The sequence below is a fragment of the Leucobacter sp. USCH14 genome (assembly GCF_037619215.1).
In the GTDB taxonomy this organism is placed as follows: Bacteria; Actinomycetota; Actinomycetes; order Actinomycetales; family Microbacteriaceae; genus Leucobacter.
In genome coordinates this window covers 1-15063 of the sequence record NZ_JAQPZP010000022.1, presented here as the reverse complement: position 1 = coordinate 15063, position 15063 = coordinate 1, and the positions used below count along the sequence as shown (strand labels likewise).

Below are 15063 nucleotides of genomic sequence, written 5' to 3'. Positions count from 1 at the left end.
CTATGCTGTCCAAGCCGACCGCGAACAGCTGGTCGGAATCAAATAGCGCGAGTCTCCATCAGACCCAGGGCGCTTCACAGAACGCTCAGCACACGAAGCCGGCGGCTGCGCCCCAACTGGTCACCCGGAAGCCCTCTGGCCTCCCCTCCTGGCCCGTGTTGCTCATGGCAGGGCGCGAGAAGACCGGCAAGAGCTACCACGCTGCTCTCGCCTCAGCCTCCGCGCTGATCGGGCGCACGTTCTGGATCGGCTTCGGCGAGAAGGATCCCGATGAGTACGGGGCGATCCCGGGTGCCGAGTTCGAGATCGTGGAGTACGACGGCACCTTGGCTAGCCTGCAGCAGGTCGCGCGGGCCGTCGTCACCCAGCCTCCGGTGGACGGACGCCCGAACCTCATCATCGTCGATTCGGGGACACTCATCTGGGAGACGCTGCGAGACAAGGCCACCTGGCTCGCTCAGCAGCGTCACCAGGCGCAGAACCGCACCGGTGAAGCTCCCGTCGGCATGGACCTCTGGAACAAGGTCACTGCCGAGTGGAACCAGTTGCTGCGCACCCTTCGCTCACACAACGGGCCCGTCATCATCACGGCACGAATGGACACCGTCACCGTGATGGACAACAAGGGCAAACCGACTACCGCAAAGACGGAGAAGGTCAAGGGCCACCGAAACCTCGCATACGACGTCGACGCCATCATCGAGATGCCCGTGCGCGGCAAAGCCACGCTCACCGGTGCTCGATCCGTCGTCCACAAGCTGCCCGAGCGCATGGACATCGACGACTTCGACACGAAGGGCATCGACTGGCTCTGGCGATCCCTCGGGCTCGACAAGCACGCGGCGGCGCGCGCCCAGTACACCGAAGCCGCGCCCGTCGATGAGTGATGCACGAAAGAGATGCGCTGTTGATGGGTGCGAGCGCCGTTACTTCGCGAAGGGCTACTGCAACACGCATTACTGCCGGCTTAGACGCAACGGAACCCTCGATTTGAAGGCCCGGACGAAGCGAGACAAGAAGCCTCCCTCTCCCGCGGCTCCAAAGCGGCAGTGTGCTGCTCACGGTTGTGAGCAAACCGAGCGCAGGCGCGGAGGTTACTGCTCGAAGCACCAGGCTCGAATCGACCGCCATGGAGACCCAGAGATGGTGATCGTGGGCAGAGATAAGCGAATGCCGCGCGGCGCTTCACATCACGCGTGGCGTGAGATGCCCACTTACGACGCGGCTCACCAGCGAGTGCGGAACCGTCGGGGCCGCGCAACGCTGCACCCGTGTGTCGACTGTGGCATTCCCGCCGCGCATTGGTCCTACAACCACGAGGACCCGAACGAACTGGTTGGAGAGAAGGAAGGTCGACGCATGCGTTTCTCGAGTGACCCACGGTTTTATGACCCGCGCTGTGTTAGCTGCCACAAGCGCTTTGACCTATCGATTCAGAAGAGTGCGGCGCTTGGGTAAGCGGGGGAAGGACCAATCCGTTTTCACCGCTGAGGTGGTCGGCACGATTTGGCGTCGAGACCGTGGTCGATGTGGATGGTGCGGTGCTCCAATCCCACAACACGCTGAGCGGGGCACCCTTTGGCATGTCCACCACCGAGAACCGCGGGGCAGTGGCGGAGCCCACTACCTCGAGCACGTCGGATCAGCCGCAAACGGAGTGCTTCTCCACGCGTACTGTCACCTCCGGCAGGTGGAGCGTTTCCGCGTCGACGCGCTGATAACCGGGTTTCTCGTACGCAGGAACGGGGTCGCGCGCCCACACGAAGTACCTATCCGGCACGCCGTACACGGTTGGTGCCGGCTCACGCAGGAAGGAGGCCACGAGCCATGCGATCCGCCCATCGACGACTGAACGACGAGACCGTGCAGCTCGCGGCACGCCACCTGAGCACCGAGGAGCTCTGCCGCTTCGCCACCGAGTACGAGGAACTCGGACACCACAGCATTGCCGCGCTCTACGCCGACGCGCTCGGCGTGCACGCCCGAGAGCTCACATGGGGCGAGATCATCCGCCTCAGCATGACCGGATGGAAGGAGGATGACGTTGGCGAGGATCAGGACCATCAAGCCAGAGTTCTGGACTGACGGGGCAATGATTCGGCTTCCCATCGAGGTCCGCCTCTTCTACATCGGGCTCTGGAACTTCGCGTGCGACCGCGGCCACCTTGAGGACGACCCACTCGGCCTCAAGCTGCGCATCTTGCCGGCAGACCCGGTCGACAGCGATTCTCTCGTGCAGCAGCTTGTCGATGCTGGCCGACTCCGGCGGGCGACAGCATCCGGGAAGGCCTACCTCGAGATTCCGAGCTTCGCGGATCACCAGCGCGTCGATACTCGCTGGAAATCGCGTTGCCTCATGTGCGCTCAACCTGACTCAGTCGAACTCGACGAAACTCACGCGAGTTTCGATGAGACACGTGGCAGCGAACACGAGATGCCACGTAGGAGGGGAGGGGAAGGGAAAGGAAAGGAAGGGAGGGGAGGGACGCAAGCACCCCCACCCCCCACCACCCGAACCTGCAGAAAACACGACCACTGGGGGCACAACGAGAACTGCCGCGCCTGCAAACAGGACCGGGAAGCTTACGAGGCGGACAAGCAGACGCTCGACGCGGACGCCCGCCGGTTCGCGCGCCGGCAAAAGCAGTTCTGCCCCCACGGACTGCCGAGGCACGAAGCGTGCGAGAGGTGCGGTGACGAATGGCCGGGGAACTGACGCTCGCGTCCGCCGAGCAGGCCGCGAACGAGAACACGAACTCTCTGCTCGAGCTGATCGAGGCCGGCGATCGCGTCCGACTACAGGAGTGGGTCGACGCTCGTACCCGCACCGAGCTGGCGTGGATGGTCCTCGCGCTCGGCGCCGGCTACCTCGAACGTGAAGCCGAGGCCGACGCGCTCCACATCGCGGGAGGCATCATCCGGCGCGAGAACGCGACCCTCGAGCACGCAAACGTGCAGCTCTTCAGAGAACGGAGGGAGCTCACCGAGAAGGTGAAGGAGCTTCGGGAGATCAATGAAGCGCGAGCCGCGGCCGTCCCCGCGAAAGGAAGGAGGGTCGCATGATCCTCGAAATTGATGAAGGTGTCGAGAAGCGGTTTTGGGCGAAGGTGAACAAGAACGGCGACGGAGGATGCTGGGTATGGGTCGCGCACGTTGACAAACTCGGTTACGGGAGACTGCGTGTCGGTGGCAGGCAAGGCCGAATGGTTGGTGCCCACCGTGTCTCGTGGATGCTCTGCGTCGGTGAAATTCCGGACGGCGCCGACATAGATCACCTATGCAGGAACCCGTCATGTGTGAATCCTGCGCACCTTGAGCCCGTCTCTCACAAAGAGAACATCCGCCGTGGCGTAGCAGGAGCCGTCAACCGGGCACGCCAACTCGCTAAGACCCACTGTCCCCAAGGGCATGAGTACGACGGGAGAAACACCCACTTAAGGCCGAACGGGTCGAGATCGTGCCGCGCGTGCGCGCGCGATTATGCACGCCGAAGATACGTGGCCAAGAAAGAACAATCTGGGAGGAAAGACCGATGATCTTAGGCGTAGATTTCTCGCTCACTGCCACGGGCGTGTGCGCGATTACGAACGGCGAGGCCGAGTGCATCACTGTCCGGTCGGGGCCAGGCAGCGAATGGTGGATGCATCCCGAACGAGTAGGCCGCATCGCGGACAAAGTCGCCGAGTGGGCGATCCCGCTCGGGGGAGTGCCGGCCTGGACAATCGAGTCGCCGTCATTCGGGTCCAAGGGACAGCTCGACAAGCTCTACTCCGGCTGGTGGATGCTCGTCGACGCCCTTATGGGACGCGGCTGGGAGCCGCCACTGCGCGTTACACCCTCGCAACTCAAGAAGTACGCGACGGGGCGAGGGAACGCGTCGAAGGACGAGGTGCTCCTCGCGGTCGCGCGCCGCTTCCCCAACGTCGAAACGAGGAACAACAACGAGACCGATGCACTCGTTCTCGCCTCCATCGGCGCCGCAGCGTTCGGCGAACCCTTCGCCGGCGAGCTGACCAAGTACCAACAAGACATCGTCGACGCCGTGCGCGCCGGCGGAAAGGACAAGAAATGAGCAACCGCCCATCACCCCCGTACCCGTCCAAGGACGAGCTGAAGGCCACGAGAGCAATCGCGATCGTGGCCTTCGTGTTTGCGATCGTCGTGATCATCGCATTGGTCGTGATGCTCACGCTGCAGATCGCGCAGGTCGCAGACTTCGGCGCCGCGACCTTCCTCGCGGTCATCTTCGGAGGGGCACTCGTGTTCTTCCTCATCGGCATCTTCGGCAGCCGAAAGCACACGCGTCGGAAACGGACAGAAACCCTGTTCTCGTCCGAGGAACAAGCCTCGATCGACCGGGTCGTAAACCGCATCAAGCACCAGAGAGGACACAACGTATGAGCGTGAAGAAGTACCGGAAGAAGCCCGTTGCCGTAGAGGCAGTGCAAGTCGTTTCCGACAACTTCAAGGAGCTGTCTGACTGGCTTCCGCATGATGGCAGCGCGCTCGTTCTCGCTTCGCCGGGGCGAGTGAGTGTCCACATCGAGACACTCGAAGGCAAGATGATCGCCTCGCCGGGTGACTTCATCATCAAGGGCGTGCAGGGAGAGTTCTACCCGTGCAAGCCCGACATCTTCGAGCAGACATACGAGGAGGTCAACTGATGGCCGGCGAACCGCTCATCACAGTCGTCGGCAACCTCGTCGCCGATCCCGAACCCCGCGTCAGCCAGGCCGGCAAATCCTGGGTGACGTTCCGCATCGCGTCGACCCCGCGAGTGCGAGACCGCCAGTCAGGTGACTGGGCGGACGGCGAACCGCTGTGGCTCGGGTGCCGCGCCTACGGCGATTACGCCGATAACATCGCGGCATCGCTCACCAAGGGCATGCGCGTCATCGTGCAGGGCCGTCTCACCCAGCGCAGCTACACCGACAACCAGGGCCAGCAGCGCACCTCTCTCGACCTCGAGGTCGAAGAGATCGGGCCTTCGCTACGCTTCGCGACCGCGCAGGTCACCCGTGGTGGCGACCGAGGTCAGGTTGGTGCGTTCGGCCAGCAGCAAGGCGGCTTCCAGCAGCCCGCAGCTCAGGACCGATGGGGTGCCGCCGCGGTGCAAGACCCGCCCGCCGGCAGCTTCGGCGGGGGATTCGACGACGAGCAGCCGTTCTGATGGCCGTCGACGTTCTCGAGAAGCCCGACACGACGGTCGTGCCTACTGATGGCGGCGACCACGAACGTCTCGCGCACTACTTCCGCAGAGCCGACATCGAAGCCGCCTACTTTGACGGCGCCGAAGTCACGGCGCTCTGCGGGAAGAAGGATGTCCCAACGCGTGACTTCACGAGGTATCCGATCTGCAAGACATGCCAGGAGGCACTCAATGCAATCCCAGAGTGACTACGTCACGACCACCGAAGCGAACGAAGCCGTGAGGCAGGTTCGCCGGTACCACCAAGATCAGGTTCGTGAGTTCCGCGAGGCGTGTGGCGACGTCGTCTCCTACGTCCCGAAGCTTCCGAACCAGGCGACCCTCCGCCTCGGCGCCAAGCTGGTCCAGGAAGAGATGCAGGAGCTCATCGACGCCATCATCGACGCGGACGCTCCCGAAGTGCTCGATGCCCTCGGCGACATCCTCTACCTCACCTACGGTCTCGCCGTGGCCGCCGGCTACGACCTCGACGAAGCGTTCGACCGCATCCACGCAGCGAACATGGCGAAGGTCGGCGCCGACGGCAAGGTCCGACGACGCGAGGACGGCAAGATCCTCAAACCCGACGGATGGACGCCGCCTGACCTGACGGATCTCGTCACCGAGAAGTAACCACCAAGCCTCGCCGCGCGCGGGGCTTTCGCATGCGAGGGGCCCGGCAATCGTCGGGCCCCTCGTCGTTCTCCAAGGAACCACATGGAACAGCGATACTCCTGCCCGCCCAGGCACAAGCACGCAACCACCAGCACCTGCTACGTCCACCACCGGTGCCGCTGCGCAGCGTGCCGCGGTGCCCGAAACACGTACGAACGGACACGACGCCGCTTCCAAGGCGTCGACGTGTGGGTTCCCGCCGGCCCCTCCGCGCGCCGCCTCCAAGCGCTCGCCTGCATCGGATGGTCCTCGAAGCGCATCGCTGCCCACCTCGCCGACTTCACGGGCTCGACGATCGCGCTCATCCGAGAGGGCGACCAAGCAGAAGTGAAGCGATCCACCGCAACGAGCATCGCCCAACTATACGAGCGGCTCTGCATGACCCCGAACACCGCCCCCGGCAACCGCCAGACACGTGGCTGGGCCCGCAAACACGGGTGGAAGCCACCACTCGCATACGACGACATCGACGAAGGGATCGCCGCGTGAGCGACCAGATCAACCCAGACCACTACCAAGGCGACGCCGTGATGACGTTCATCGAACAGTTCGAGCTCGGCTTCGCCACGGGCAACGCCGTGAAGTACATCTCGCGCGCCGGCAAGAAGGCCGGAGCCGAACTGCTCACTGACCTCGAGAAAGCGCGCTGGTACATCGACCGAGAGATCCAACGCGTACGAGCTGCTCGCGCCACCGCGACCGAGATTGAGGAGGCCTGACATGGGGCCCGAAAACGAACTGCCCGCATCTTCGGCTCCGGAAACGATCTTCTACGCACCGGTCGGCACAGAGATTCCCGCCGACGGCAACCTCGAAGCAGCCGGCTTCTCCTCGCTGGACTACACCACGTCAGGCTTCTCGGCCGACGAAACGCAAAGTGCGTTTGAGGACTTGGCGCTGGCCGCATTCGACGCCGGTCGGACGCTCCGAGAGTTCTCCATCACCCTTTCAGGCCTCAAGTTCGATCCGCTCGTGCTCGCCCTCGCGTTCGGGCTCAAGCCGCGGCGGAAGCGTGACCGCAAGCGCTGGAATGCGATGCGACGGCAGCAAGCAATCGCCGCTCGTGACCTACTTCGCGCAGAACAACGCCTCGCAATCGGCATCAAAGAGAGCAACAGGTGAGCACGTACGCATCAAAGACAGACGTCACCAGTGATCGATCCGGCGGCGAGATCGAGAAGACCCTCAGCCGCTACGGCGCGACGCACTTCGCCTACATACCCGGCCGGCTGATGCTCGAAGGCGGTGCAGCGTGATCACCTACTCAGACACAAGAAAGCGCCTCCCCCGCCCCAAAGGACGAGAGAGGCGCAATCCGCCGACGGTCCTACCGTGTCCGCCATTCGATGTAAGTGTGGTAGTACCCGTCCTGTTCCTTGCACTTGTAGCGCACCTTGACCGAGATCGGCTTCTGCCGCGCAATCGACGCCGCCTTCTTCACAGTCTGGATCTGACAAGTCGACTTGTTGCCAAAGAGCGGACCCCAGCTATGGGATGCAGCGTAAGCCGGGCTCGCGGCGAGCACCCCGCCGAGAACGAGCGCGGCAGTGGCACCGGTGGCGGTGAGTTTCCTGCGGATCGACATCATTGTTTCCCCTCGTTGAAGACATCCGTTGAATTCCACCGTAATGCGGGCGGCACAGGGATGTCTATTCCATCGCTAGACGGTGCAGCATGACGACCGCGCTCGATGTCTTCGCCGGCGTCGGCTGGGGCGTCGCCTGCCAGTGGCTCGGCGTTCGCGAGTACGGCGTCGAGATCGCGCCGTCAGCGATCCGGCTCCGTGCCGCGAACGGGATGCGCACGATCTACCGCGACGTGTGGTCGGGCCTGTTCCACGAGCACCTGGTTCCCGAGCGCGAGCTCTACATCGCGTCCCCGCCATGCCAGACGTTCAGCATGGCGGGGAAGGGCGAGGGGCGGAAGGCGCTCGACGACGTACTCGGCCTGATCGACGATCTCGCCTACATCAGTGGCTACCGGCTCGAGCACCTCACCACGAAGCGCAATCTCGATCCGAGAACAGCCCTCGTGCTCGCCCCGCTCGCGCACATTCAAGCGCACCGGCCGCGCCTGGTCGCGCTCGAGCAGGTGCCCGAAGTGCTGCCCGTCTGGCACGCCTACGCCGGCGTGATGCGCGGACTCGGCTACTCGGTGCACGTCGAGGTCATGCGGGCCGAGCAGTACGGCGTCCCGCAGACCCGGAAGCGCGCGATCCTCATGGCGCGCCTCGACGGCAAGGTGCAGCCGCCCGCGCCTACACATTCCCGCTACTACTCGACCGACCCGGGCCGTCTCGATCCGGGCGTCGAGAAGTGGGTGAGCATGGCCGACGCGCTCGGCTTCGGTCTGGCCTCGCGGCCATCGCCCACGATCACGGGTGGTGGCACGGAGACGGGTGGTGCCGAGCCGATCGCGAAGCTCGCGCGCTACACGGAGAGTGACGACTGGGTGCTCCGCGGCAACCAGCGGTCTAACGGTGGAACCGAGTACCACTCGCGAGCAGTCGAGGCGCCCGCGCAGACGATCACGACGCGTTCTGATCTGTGGCGTTTTCAGCAGCGACCAGAGGCCCTACGTTTTCAGTACGGCGCTGGGGGCGACCGTGATGCGCGCGGCGAGCGTCTTATCGACGAGCCAGCCTCAACCATTACGAGCAAGGCCGGGAGCATGAAGTGGACCGGAGCCGAAAAGCTGCGCCCGGAGCTGCGCGACTGGGAATGGCTCGACGCACCCGCCACGACGGTGGCCGGAGATCCTCGCATCACCGCGCGCGAGCACCACGAGCACGGCGAGCAGTCCGGGACGTCGCTGCGACTCACGTACCTCGAGGCGGCTGCGCTGCAGTCGTTCCCGCCCGACATGGTGTGGCCGGGGAACCAGGGCGAACGGTTCCTCGCGATCGGGAACGCGGTCCCGCCGCTCATGGCCGCCGCGATCCTCGGCACGCTGCTCGCCCCTCCCGCCGAGCGCGACGCGTGGGACAACGTCTTCGCGGAGGTCGCCGGATGACCGCCTACGCGCCTCTCACCGAGACCGACCTCAACGCCCTCGCCCGCATGGGGCTCCCCCGAACATCACTCGACCTCTCGAAGGAGAACTCCACCATGACGGACCAGAAGCAGATCCCACCTGGCTCGATCGCGGCGTTCGCGAAAGCACAGGGCATCGACCTTTTGCCGTGGCAGGTGGAGGCAGCTCGTGCGATCGAGAGCGGCGAGATCGCGAAGGTCATGCCGAGCGCGAAACGGGCCGGGAAGACCACATTCAAGCGGCTCGTAGACGACTGCTACAAGGCGCTCGGCATCAACGAGAACGGAGACCCCCGATGACGAACCAGAAGACACCCGAGCAGGGCGGCGCAACCGAGGAACAGATCGAAGCCGCAGCACGAGCGATGTTCGAACACCCGGATGAGCCCGGCAGCTATACGTGGGCCGAGATGGCTGTGGCGGACCCGTCGCGCGCTGACATCTGGCGTGAGGATGCACGCCGCATCGTCAACGCTGCCTTTTCAGCGTCGGCGTCCGCCCATCCAGCGGACGAGCACCACGACGCTGACGAGCGCGAGGCCGAGTGCAAGTGCTCGGCATACTCGGAGGACCGCGGCGGAGGTTATTTCGAGCTGATGGTCGAGCCCGATCCCGATTGCCCTGAGCATGGTGCGGGTATCCGCGCCGTGTCCGAGGATCATGCGGCAACGGTAACAGGCGACCGCGAGAAGCTGATCGCAGAGGCCCGAGCGGTGTTCGAGGCCGCAGGGCGCATGCCGCAGGGGACGATGGATCACCAGTCACAATGGCTTCCGTTTGCGCGACTGTATGACGTAACGGAGCGAATGATCGATGCTCTCGCCGCCCCGGTCGAGGTAGACGCGGAAGCGCTACGCGAGGCTCGCGCCGAAACGTGGGACGAAGCTATCGCTGCCGTTCACGCATGGTGGAGCTTGCCACCTGAGCGCCGGCCCGCCGTGATTATCAATCCCTACGGTGTCGGGCTGCGAGGTGAGGGGCGATGAGCTGGCGTTACCAGCTCACCCATGAGGTGCTGCATGGCGAAGATGAGTACGCGATTCGGGAGGTGTACCTCGATGGTGGCACTGTCACGGGGTGGACGAAGAACCCCGTTCGCGTCGTCGGGGACAGCGAGGCCGAGATAGCGGAAACGCTGATGCGTATGCGGTCTGACGTCAAACGCGGTGGCGTTCTCGAAATTCCCTGCCATGAGTGCGATGGGCCAGTGCGAGAAACAACGAACCTCGTCTGCCGGAGATGTGGCAGTGACTTCGAGGGTGAGGGGCGATGAGCGAGGAGACGCGAACCTCCGCAACCCCGCAGCGGATACAGCTCTCACGTCGCAAAGGGTGGAGGAAGCCCGACAACACGACGGTCGTGGCGCGGCCCTCACGATGGGGCAACCCCTTCGTCGTCGGGGGAGTGGCATGGTTCACAACACTCCACGGGCGCTTCGGTGGCTCGATACCAGACCGCGCTACGGCCGTTCAGTTCTTCCGCGAGTGGTTCCTGTACTCGGACGATGAGAACGCTCGAGCTGCCCGCGACATGGCTCGGGCGGAACTCGTCGGGAAAAATCTAGCGTGCTGGTGTCCGCTCGATCAGCCATGCCACGCAGACGTTCTGCTGCAAATCGCCAACGGAGAACTCGATGCTGCGTCCGGTGGCGAGTCCGCGGAACTTCCCTGATCTTCCCGGCAGGTGGGACGGACGTGACATTAAGTGGGGTGGATGGGAGAAACGCCTCCGCACCTCACTAGATTTCACGTCCTCCCGGGCCTGCGAGGGCTGCAGCTCAGCGACCTCCCTCTGGCAGGCCTCCGGATGGTGGATGCTGCGCCACAACGGAGCATTCGGGAGCGAATGGGAACGCCGCGGCATGCGGAACTTCCACGCCACCCGCTGCGGATGGTGCGGACACACCACCGTCTTCACCATGCACGACGAGCAATCATGGGAGCTCGACGAAACCGACTACGGCCAGGCCGGCTCGTACAACCTCGTCGAAGCCAACCGGCTCTTCTGAAAGGGCAACGAGAACGTAGCGGGACTACTCAACCACGTTGGCGCGCCCCTCCTGAGAGCGAAGATAGTCGGTGAGGGAAGTTACGGTTTCGAAGAGCGCCTGAAGTGCGGCCGCTGTCATACGATTAGCAACGCCATTCAGTGAAGGGTCTCGTGTGACTTCTTGCTGCAATACGAGGATTGCGGCGCGCGACGCGTCTAGACGATGTTCGATGAGTTCAAGATCAGCCATGCTGCTCACCTTATCGCCGTAATCGCGAGGCGTAAATCGGGTCTGACTCCGCCCGGTTTAAGCCTTGTTGGTGAAGCGGATCGCGCCAGTCGAGAACCACCCCACAATCATTGAGGCGAGCATGACATGTGCTTGCGCTTGTTCGAAAGTGGGGGGTTCTCCGCCATGTCGATCAGGCTGGGCCAGCGCAAGCGTTTCCAGCATGCCGATGACAACTGCTCGGTGGTCAGGATGGCCGTCACCACGACGCTCAAGGACAAGTTCCCAGTCTTGCTTATCTCGTAGGCGCTGAACACATTTACTCATTCGGGGACGGCCGTCGTTGGGCGTCACGAGTGCGCCGACCGCGATCTCGGCCGCCTTCATTGCTTCATTCATGGCCTTGCTCGTGTCAGGTTCAATAGCGCGAATCAAGTTCCACGCCGCACTCAAGTGCCTCCCCGATACCGAGGGCGAAGATGCAACTGCAGATGCACCGGCTTCTTCAATGCCCTCAGTAAGGCGGTTGGCTAGGCGGAAAACGGATCCGTCCCCGCTCAGAGTGAGTGAGGAGCCAGTGTGGTCAAGATGCCACTGCAATTCGATTATGTCCTCGTGAGCCGCGTAGCCCTCCCGATCGCTGTACTCGCTGCAGAGGTAGTCGACGAGGCGCAGAGCCCACTTCTCGCCGAGCCGAAAAACATCAGACACGAACTGATCCGTCATAAAGGTTCGCTGGAGAGACCCTTTGGTTGGGTCAAACGGAAGACGAAGTGCAGATCGGAACTCCATTAGCCGAGTGTCAGAAATATGTGGGCCAAGATCGGAGGCAGTCTTTAGGGTCCAGGAGTACAAAGGGCGCTGCAGCTCCTCCGGGATGCGCTCGCGAATCCTCATGAGTTCTTCGACTTCGTCTTCATCGGCGTCCCAAGGGATCCACGCATTCATGGTCCCGACTTTAGTGAATGTCGGGGGAGCGGCGTAGCCTGCTGCGCATGAGTAGGCCTGCACCGATCCGCCTCGACGCGGATACGTGGGTGATCATGCGCAGCGCGACGGATCACCCGACCGCGATCGTGAACCGCGTCACGGACACCGCGGGGGAGGCGCGGTTCCTGGTGATGAAGTGGCACCTCGATCCGGCGCAGCGGCGCATGACGGGCATCTTCCCGACGCTCGAGCAAGCGGACGCATCGGTGCTGTACGACAATGCGGCGCACATTGCGCAGGCGCAGCGGAAGACGTCGGGCCCGCCGAACGGTGGCGGGCCGTTGCACACGTGAGCACATAGCTTCTGCTCCGGGGAGACGTCAACGGCTTACTCAGACGGTGTGCAGTGTTGCACTCTAATCATGTCGCCCCGGGCTACCGTGTACCCCATACATCAACCGGGATACGACAAAGGACGGCCCTCTCAGAACTACGAGAGGGCCGTCCTTCTTGGTCTTAGACCAGATCCGGATTGTTCTTCACGAACCTATTGGCTTCGTCTTCGCTGATCGCGAGAAGCCCCCGGGGAGTGTGTGCGAGCGCGTTGAGAGCCCGAACCCATGCCTTGCTCAGCTCGGGCTCGCGGCTACCGGAGAAATGGAATGCGACGCCCGTGTACGGCGACAACCATACAGACAAGCGTCCATCACCCTGATCGTGAGCCTTATTCCAGCTCAGGAAAAAGCTCTCCTGCTTCTTCAGCTTCTGCCCGATCACAAACTGCAGGTGCGCAAGCAACCTATCTTCAAATTCGTACTCCCGACCACCGTGTTTCAAATACCCCATACACGAAATCTTGGCATTGACGGGAAAATAGGTAAGGGGTTGACTTACTGCAGCATTTGTCGTATAAGCACCGCGACCATCGCTCGCGTCAGGAGTCACGGAGGTTTCCCGGATAGGGGGTATCTGCTGCTTCTGCCCGCGCCAGCGATCCGTCTTTCTCCGTCAGGATCATTCCGGTGTTCGCGTTGGCGGACTCGCCAAGGCGCTGCAGCCACTCGTCATCGAGGTCTGGCATCTCGCTCTCTTCGAAGCTGAACGTCAGTCGCGTACTGGGAGCGATCCAGATCGCGGTGCGGCCGTCACCCGCGCTTGTCCCGTTCTTCCACGACATGAGGAACGACTCGTCGCGCATGATCTTCTGAACGATCACGACCTGCATGTGAGCGAGCAGATGCTCCTTGAAGTGGATCGTGAGTCCGTCGTACCTGATCGATCCCATGAGTGGTCGTCCTTCCGTCGGTGGCCAGCGTCGGCCGTTGGCATGCTTCACCTTCCAGTAGATCGGGCCGACGGGAGGAGAGGCAGGCCTTGACACTAGAAGTGGCGTCGGAAAACGAGGAAAACGCCCCCTCCCAGCCTGGAGGCTAGGAAGGGGCGTGTAATCGCAGCAAAGAGGCCTTCAGTGTGCGCCGTACTTACCTTCGATGTTCTTCGCGGAGGTCTTCAGGATGAGCGCGTAAGCGGCTTGCTGCACGACGATCGCGAGCAGTACGAACACGGGCCAATGTGGCACGACGTCGCCCGTCATCACGAAGTACAGCACGAGCACGATCGCGGCGAGCACGACGCTCACGACGATCGATACGATGCGCTTGGAACCTGAAGGCCAGGTCGGGTGGTTGATGAGCGCGATCGCGAACGGGCTGAAGAACGCGAGGAGCGTCAGCACGCCGGCCGGGATTGCGGGAATCTGAATCTCCATTACGGGCGGTCCTTTCGTAGGTCGAGAGTGTCCTCGATGTTGGTGAGACGGTCGGCGGCGCCGCGGTCGGCTGTCCCGAGCTCGTCGATCTTGACGTGCAGTTCGCGCATCTCGCGGCCGCGCTCGATGTCGCGCTGGTCGAGCCGACCGATGTCACGGCGGATGCCACGAATCTCGCCGAGCACGGCCGACTGGTTGTGGTCGATGTTGTCGCGCAGGTTGTACGGCTCGCCGTTCGGGAGCACGTGCGAGTTCGCGACTTGCTCTTTCACGGCCTCGGTCGATCGCTTCGTGCGACGCGCATCGATCGTGACCTTGCTGATGAGAGCGACGACGACGCCCTGCATCGCGACAATGAGGGCGACCCAAATAGGCTCTGTCATCTGGGCCGCCGCTCCATCCACTGCCCGACAGCGATGATGATGCCGAGCACCACGAGACAAAACGCGGCGACCAGCAGCACCACCACCGCCGCGCTCATGAGAGCTTGTACTCCTTGAACAGACCGGCGATGATCGTCAGGTCGCTCAGCGTCGGGAAACCGCTCTGCTTCTTCCCACGGTAAGTGGCCTTGCCACCCTTGAACAGGTAGAGCCCGGCCCTGTGTGAGCCCGTCTTACCTCGCAGATTGATAAGCATGTCTTCCTCCTCAGGAATCGTGGTGAGTGTGCGTTGTGCGATGAAGGTCGTTGGTTTGACGCTGCGCGGGTTGATCCAGCGGCCTCCGTTCCAGGCGCGGTCCCAACGCAGCTCCCAATGGATGTGCACGCCGGTCGAGTATCCGGAGTCTCCCGCGTACCCAATGACGTCGCCGGCCTTCACCTCGGAGCCCTCGCGCACGTTGTAGCCCTCGAGGTGGCCCACGCGCGAGATGAGACCATCCGCGCGCTGAAGGTCGATCGTGCGACCCTCTCCGTTCGGGTAGAGCCAGCCGTTGCCGAGCCAGAGGCGACCGGATGCTCCGTCTCCGCCGCGGAAGACGACGGTCCCGTCGAACGGTGCGAGCACCGGGTCGCCGCGTTCTGCGGCAAGGTCGATGCCGGTGTGCGTGCCGTCTCGCGTGCCAGCCTCTTCGGTCACGCGCGGCGAGACGGCAGGCCAGTGGACAGTAGCCATGCGCTACTCCTTTCTGAGGGAACGAGAAAGCCCCGCTACTCGGCGGGGCTCGTTGCTTGGTTACTGACGGACGCCAACCCATCCGGTGACCAGTTCGGGTGGACGTCCGTCCAGACTGTCGAAGCTGATGACGCCC

The 15063-nt window shown here is 63.3% G+C and carries 29 protein-coding genes; 21 read left to right on the top strand and 8 right to left on the bottom strand.

The features are described from left to right. Positions 1 to 164 precede the first annotated feature (164 nt). The 15 genes from PQI23_RS13745 to PQI23_RS13680 all read left to right on the top strand — a co-directional run bounded on the left by PQI23_RS13745 (position 165) and on the right by PQI23_RS13680 (position 7119). On the top strand, positions 165 to 887 hold the full coding sequence (locus tag PQI23_RS13745) for an AAA family ATPase (RefSeq protein WP_339975499.1): 723 nt from the start codon (positions 165 to 167) through the stop codon (positions 885 to 887). Between the two features lie 940 nt (positions 888 to 1827). Then, positions 1828 to 2085 carry a hypothetical protein gene (locus PQI23_RS13740; protein WP_339975495.1) on the top strand — a complete coding sequence of 86 codons (258 nt, stop codon included), beginning with the start codon at positions 1828 to 1830 and terminating at the stop codon, positions 2083 to 2085. Next, a complete protein-coding gene (locus PQI23_RS13735; RefSeq protein WP_339975493.1) occupies positions 2039 to 2716 on the top strand; it encodes a hypothetical protein in 678 nt (225 codons plus the stop codon). Before PQI23_RS13740 ends, PQI23_RS13735 begins: the two co-directional genes overlap by 47 nt. Further along, on the top strand, positions 2701 to 3063 hold the full coding sequence (locus PQI23_RS13730; RefSeq protein WP_339975491.1) for a hypothetical protein: 363 nt from the start codon (positions 2701 to 2703) through the stop codon (positions 3061 to 3063). The genes PQI23_RS13735 and PQI23_RS13730 overlap by 16 nt, the downstream gene beginning before the upstream one ends. Next, positions 3060 to 3536 carry an HNH endonuclease signature motif containing protein gene (locus PQI23_RS13990; protein WP_445238441.1) on the top strand — a complete coding sequence of 159 codons (477 nt, stop codon included), beginning with the start codon at positions 3060 to 3062 and terminating at the stop codon, positions 3534 to 3536. The genes PQI23_RS13730 and PQI23_RS13990 overlap by 4 nt, the downstream gene beginning before the upstream one ends. Then, entirely contained in the window at positions 3533 to 4072 is a 540-nt protein-coding gene (locus tag PQI23_RS13725; protein WP_339975489.1) for a hypothetical protein, read from the top strand. Before PQI23_RS13990 ends, PQI23_RS13725 begins: the two co-directional genes overlap by 4 nt. Next, positions 4069 to 4401, top strand: a complete 333-nt coding sequence (locus PQI23_RS13720) for a hypothetical protein (protein ID WP_339975487.1) — start codon at positions 4069 to 4071, stop codon at positions 4399 to 4401. The genes PQI23_RS13725 and PQI23_RS13720 overlap by 4 nt, the downstream gene beginning before the upstream one ends. Then, positions 4398 to 4664, top strand: a complete 267-nt coding sequence (locus tag PQI23_RS13715; RefSeq protein ID WP_339975485.1) for a hypothetical protein — start codon at positions 4398 to 4400, stop codon at positions 4662 to 4664. The genes PQI23_RS13720 and PQI23_RS13715 overlap by 4 nt, the downstream gene beginning before the upstream one ends. Beyond that, positions 4664 to 5170 (top strand): single-stranded DNA-binding protein, encoded by a 507-nt coding sequence (gene ssb, locus PQI23_RS13710; RefSeq protein ID WP_339975483.1) that lies wholly within the window; start codon positions 4664 to 4666, stop codon positions 5168 to 5170. Before PQI23_RS13715 ends, ssb begins: the two co-directional genes overlap by 1 nt. Then, a complete protein-coding gene (locus PQI23_RS13705; RefSeq protein WP_339975481.1) occupies positions 5170 to 5397 on the top strand; it encodes a DUF3039 domain-containing protein in 228 nt (75 codons plus the stop codon). The genes ssb and PQI23_RS13705 overlap by 1 nt, the downstream gene beginning before the upstream one ends. Next, positions 5381 to 5821 carry a MazG nucleotide pyrophosphohydrolase domain-containing protein gene (locus tag PQI23_RS13700; protein ID WP_339975479.1) on the top strand — a complete coding sequence of 147 codons (441 nt, stop codon included), beginning with the start codon at positions 5381 to 5383 and terminating at the stop codon, positions 5819 to 5821. The genes PQI23_RS13705 and PQI23_RS13700 overlap by 17 nt, the downstream gene beginning before the upstream one ends. Positions 5822 to 6049: 228 nt before the next feature. Next, positions 6050 to 6352 carry a hypothetical protein gene (locus tag PQI23_RS13695; RefSeq protein ID WP_339975477.1) on the top strand — a complete coding sequence of 101 codons (303 nt, stop codon included), beginning with the start codon at positions 6050 to 6052 and terminating at the stop codon, positions 6350 to 6352. After that, positions 6349 to 6582 carry a DUF3310 domain-containing protein gene (locus PQI23_RS13690; RefSeq protein ID WP_339975475.1) on the top strand — a complete coding sequence of 78 codons (234 nt, stop codon included), beginning with the start codon at positions 6349 to 6351 and terminating at the stop codon, positions 6580 to 6582. The genes PQI23_RS13695 and PQI23_RS13690 overlap by 4 nt, the downstream gene beginning before the upstream one ends. A gap of 1 nt (position 6583) precedes the next feature. Continuing rightward, complete coding sequence (locus tag PQI23_RS13685) at positions 6584 to 6985, top strand: hypothetical protein (protein ID WP_339975474.1); 402 nt, start codon at positions 6584 to 6586, stop codon at positions 6983 to 6985. Then, positions 6982 to 7119 carry a hypothetical protein gene (locus tag PQI23_RS13680; RefSeq protein WP_339975472.1) on the top strand — a complete coding sequence of 46 codons (138 nt, stop codon included), beginning with the start codon at positions 6982 to 6984 and terminating at the stop codon, positions 7117 to 7119. The genes PQI23_RS13685 and PQI23_RS13680 overlap by 4 nt, the downstream gene beginning before the upstream one ends. 71 nt (positions 7120 to 7190) lie before the next feature. Here the strand turns inward: PQI23_RS13680 and PQI23_RS13675 are convergent, their stop codons facing one another. Continuing rightward, a complete protein-coding gene (locus PQI23_RS13675; RefSeq protein ID WP_339975470.1) occupies positions 7191 to 7451 on the bottom strand; it encodes a hypothetical protein in 261 nt (86 codons plus the stop codon). 86 nt (positions 7452 to 7537) lie between these two features. On the opposite strand from PQI23_RS13675, the gene PQI23_RS13670 reads away from it, so the two are divergent. The 5 genes from PQI23_RS13670 (at position 7538) to PQI23_RS13650 (ending at position 10903) form a co-directional block, all read left to right on the top strand. Beyond that, positions 7538 to 8875 (top strand): DNA cytosine methyltransferase, encoded by a 1338-nt coding sequence (locus tag PQI23_RS13670; RefSeq protein ID WP_339975468.1) that lies wholly within the window; start codon positions 7538 to 7540, stop codon positions 8873 to 8875. Next, positions 8872 to 9195, top strand: coding sequence for a hypothetical protein (locus PQI23_RS13665; RefSeq protein ID WP_339975466.1), 324 nt, complete (start codon positions 8872 to 8874; stop codon positions 9193 to 9195). The genes PQI23_RS13670 and PQI23_RS13665 overlap by 4 nt, the downstream gene beginning before the upstream one ends. After that, a complete protein-coding gene (locus PQI23_RS13660; protein ID WP_339975464.1) occupies positions 9192 to 9881 on the top strand; it encodes a hypothetical protein in 690 nt (229 codons plus the stop codon). Before PQI23_RS13665 ends, PQI23_RS13660 begins: the two co-directional genes overlap by 4 nt. Before the next feature lie 283 nt (positions 9882 to 10164). After that, the gene (locus tag PQI23_RS13655; protein ID WP_339975462.1) at positions 10165 to 10566 is read left to right on the top strand and encodes a DUF4326 domain-containing protein; all 402 of its coding nucleotides are present in this window, start codon (positions 10165 to 10167) and stop codon (positions 10564 to 10566) included. A gap of 142 nt (positions 10567 to 10708) precedes the next feature. After that, on the top strand, positions 10709 to 10903 hold the full coding sequence (locus PQI23_RS13650; protein WP_339975460.1) for a hypothetical protein: 195 nt from the start codon (positions 10709 to 10711) through the stop codon (positions 10901 to 10903). 24 nt (positions 10904 to 10927) lie between these two features. Here the strand turns inward: PQI23_RS13650 and PQI23_RS13645 are convergent, their stop codons facing one another. Beyond that, complete coding sequence (locus PQI23_RS13645; RefSeq protein ID WP_339975458.1) at positions 10928 to 11134, bottom strand: hypothetical protein; 207 nt, start codon at positions 11132 to 11134, stop codon at positions 10928 to 10930. A 57-nt stretch (positions 11135 to 11191) separates the two neighbouring features. Beyond that, positions 11192 to 12061 carry a hypothetical protein gene (locus tag PQI23_RS13640; RefSeq protein ID WP_339975456.1) on the bottom strand — a complete coding sequence of 290 codons (870 nt, stop codon included), beginning with the start codon at positions 12059 to 12061 and terminating at the stop codon, positions 11192 to 11194. A gap of 47 nt (positions 12062 to 12108) precedes the next feature. Here PQI23_RS13640 and PQI23_RS13635 point away from each other — a divergent pair, with 47 nt between their 5' ends. Continuing rightward, complete coding sequence (locus PQI23_RS13635) at positions 12109 to 12396, top strand: hypothetical protein (RefSeq protein WP_339975454.1); 288 nt, start codon at positions 12109 to 12111, stop codon at positions 12394 to 12396. Between the two features lie 163 nt (positions 12397 to 12559). On the opposite strand, the gene PQI23_RS13630 is transcribed toward PQI23_RS13635, so the two are convergent. From PQI23_RS13630 to PQI23_RS13610, 5 genes are all read right to left on the bottom strand, one after another. Continuing rightward, positions 12560 to 12988 (bottom strand): DUF7882 family protein, encoded by a 429-nt coding sequence (locus PQI23_RS13630; protein WP_445238440.1) that lies wholly within the window; start codon positions 12986 to 12988, stop codon positions 12560 to 12562. Further along, positions 12978 to 13328: a DUF7882 family protein gene (locus PQI23_RS13625; protein ID WP_339975452.1), complete on the bottom strand. Its 351-nt coding sequence runs from the start codon at positions 13326 to 13328 to the stop codon at positions 12978 to 12980. Before PQI23_RS13625 ends, PQI23_RS13630 begins: the two co-directional genes overlap by 11 nt. A gap of 180 nt (positions 13329 to 13508) precedes the next feature. Next, positions 13509 to 13811 (bottom strand): hypothetical protein, encoded by a 303-nt coding sequence (locus PQI23_RS13620; RefSeq protein ID WP_339975450.1) that lies wholly within the window; start codon positions 13809 to 13811, stop codon positions 13509 to 13511. Further along, the gene (locus PQI23_RS13615) at positions 13811 to 14194 is read right to left on the bottom strand and encodes a hypothetical protein (RefSeq protein ID WP_339973147.1); all 384 of its coding nucleotides are present in this window, start codon (positions 14192 to 14194) and stop codon (positions 13811 to 13813) included. Before PQI23_RS13615 ends, PQI23_RS13620 begins: the two co-directional genes overlap by 1 nt. A gap of 94 nt (positions 14195 to 14288) precedes the next feature. After that, on the bottom strand, positions 14289 to 14927 hold the full coding sequence (locus tag PQI23_RS13610) for a M23 family metallopeptidase (RefSeq protein WP_339975448.1): 639 nt from the start codon (positions 14925 to 14927) through the stop codon (positions 14289 to 14291). Positions 14928 to 15063: the final 136 nt, after the last annotated feature.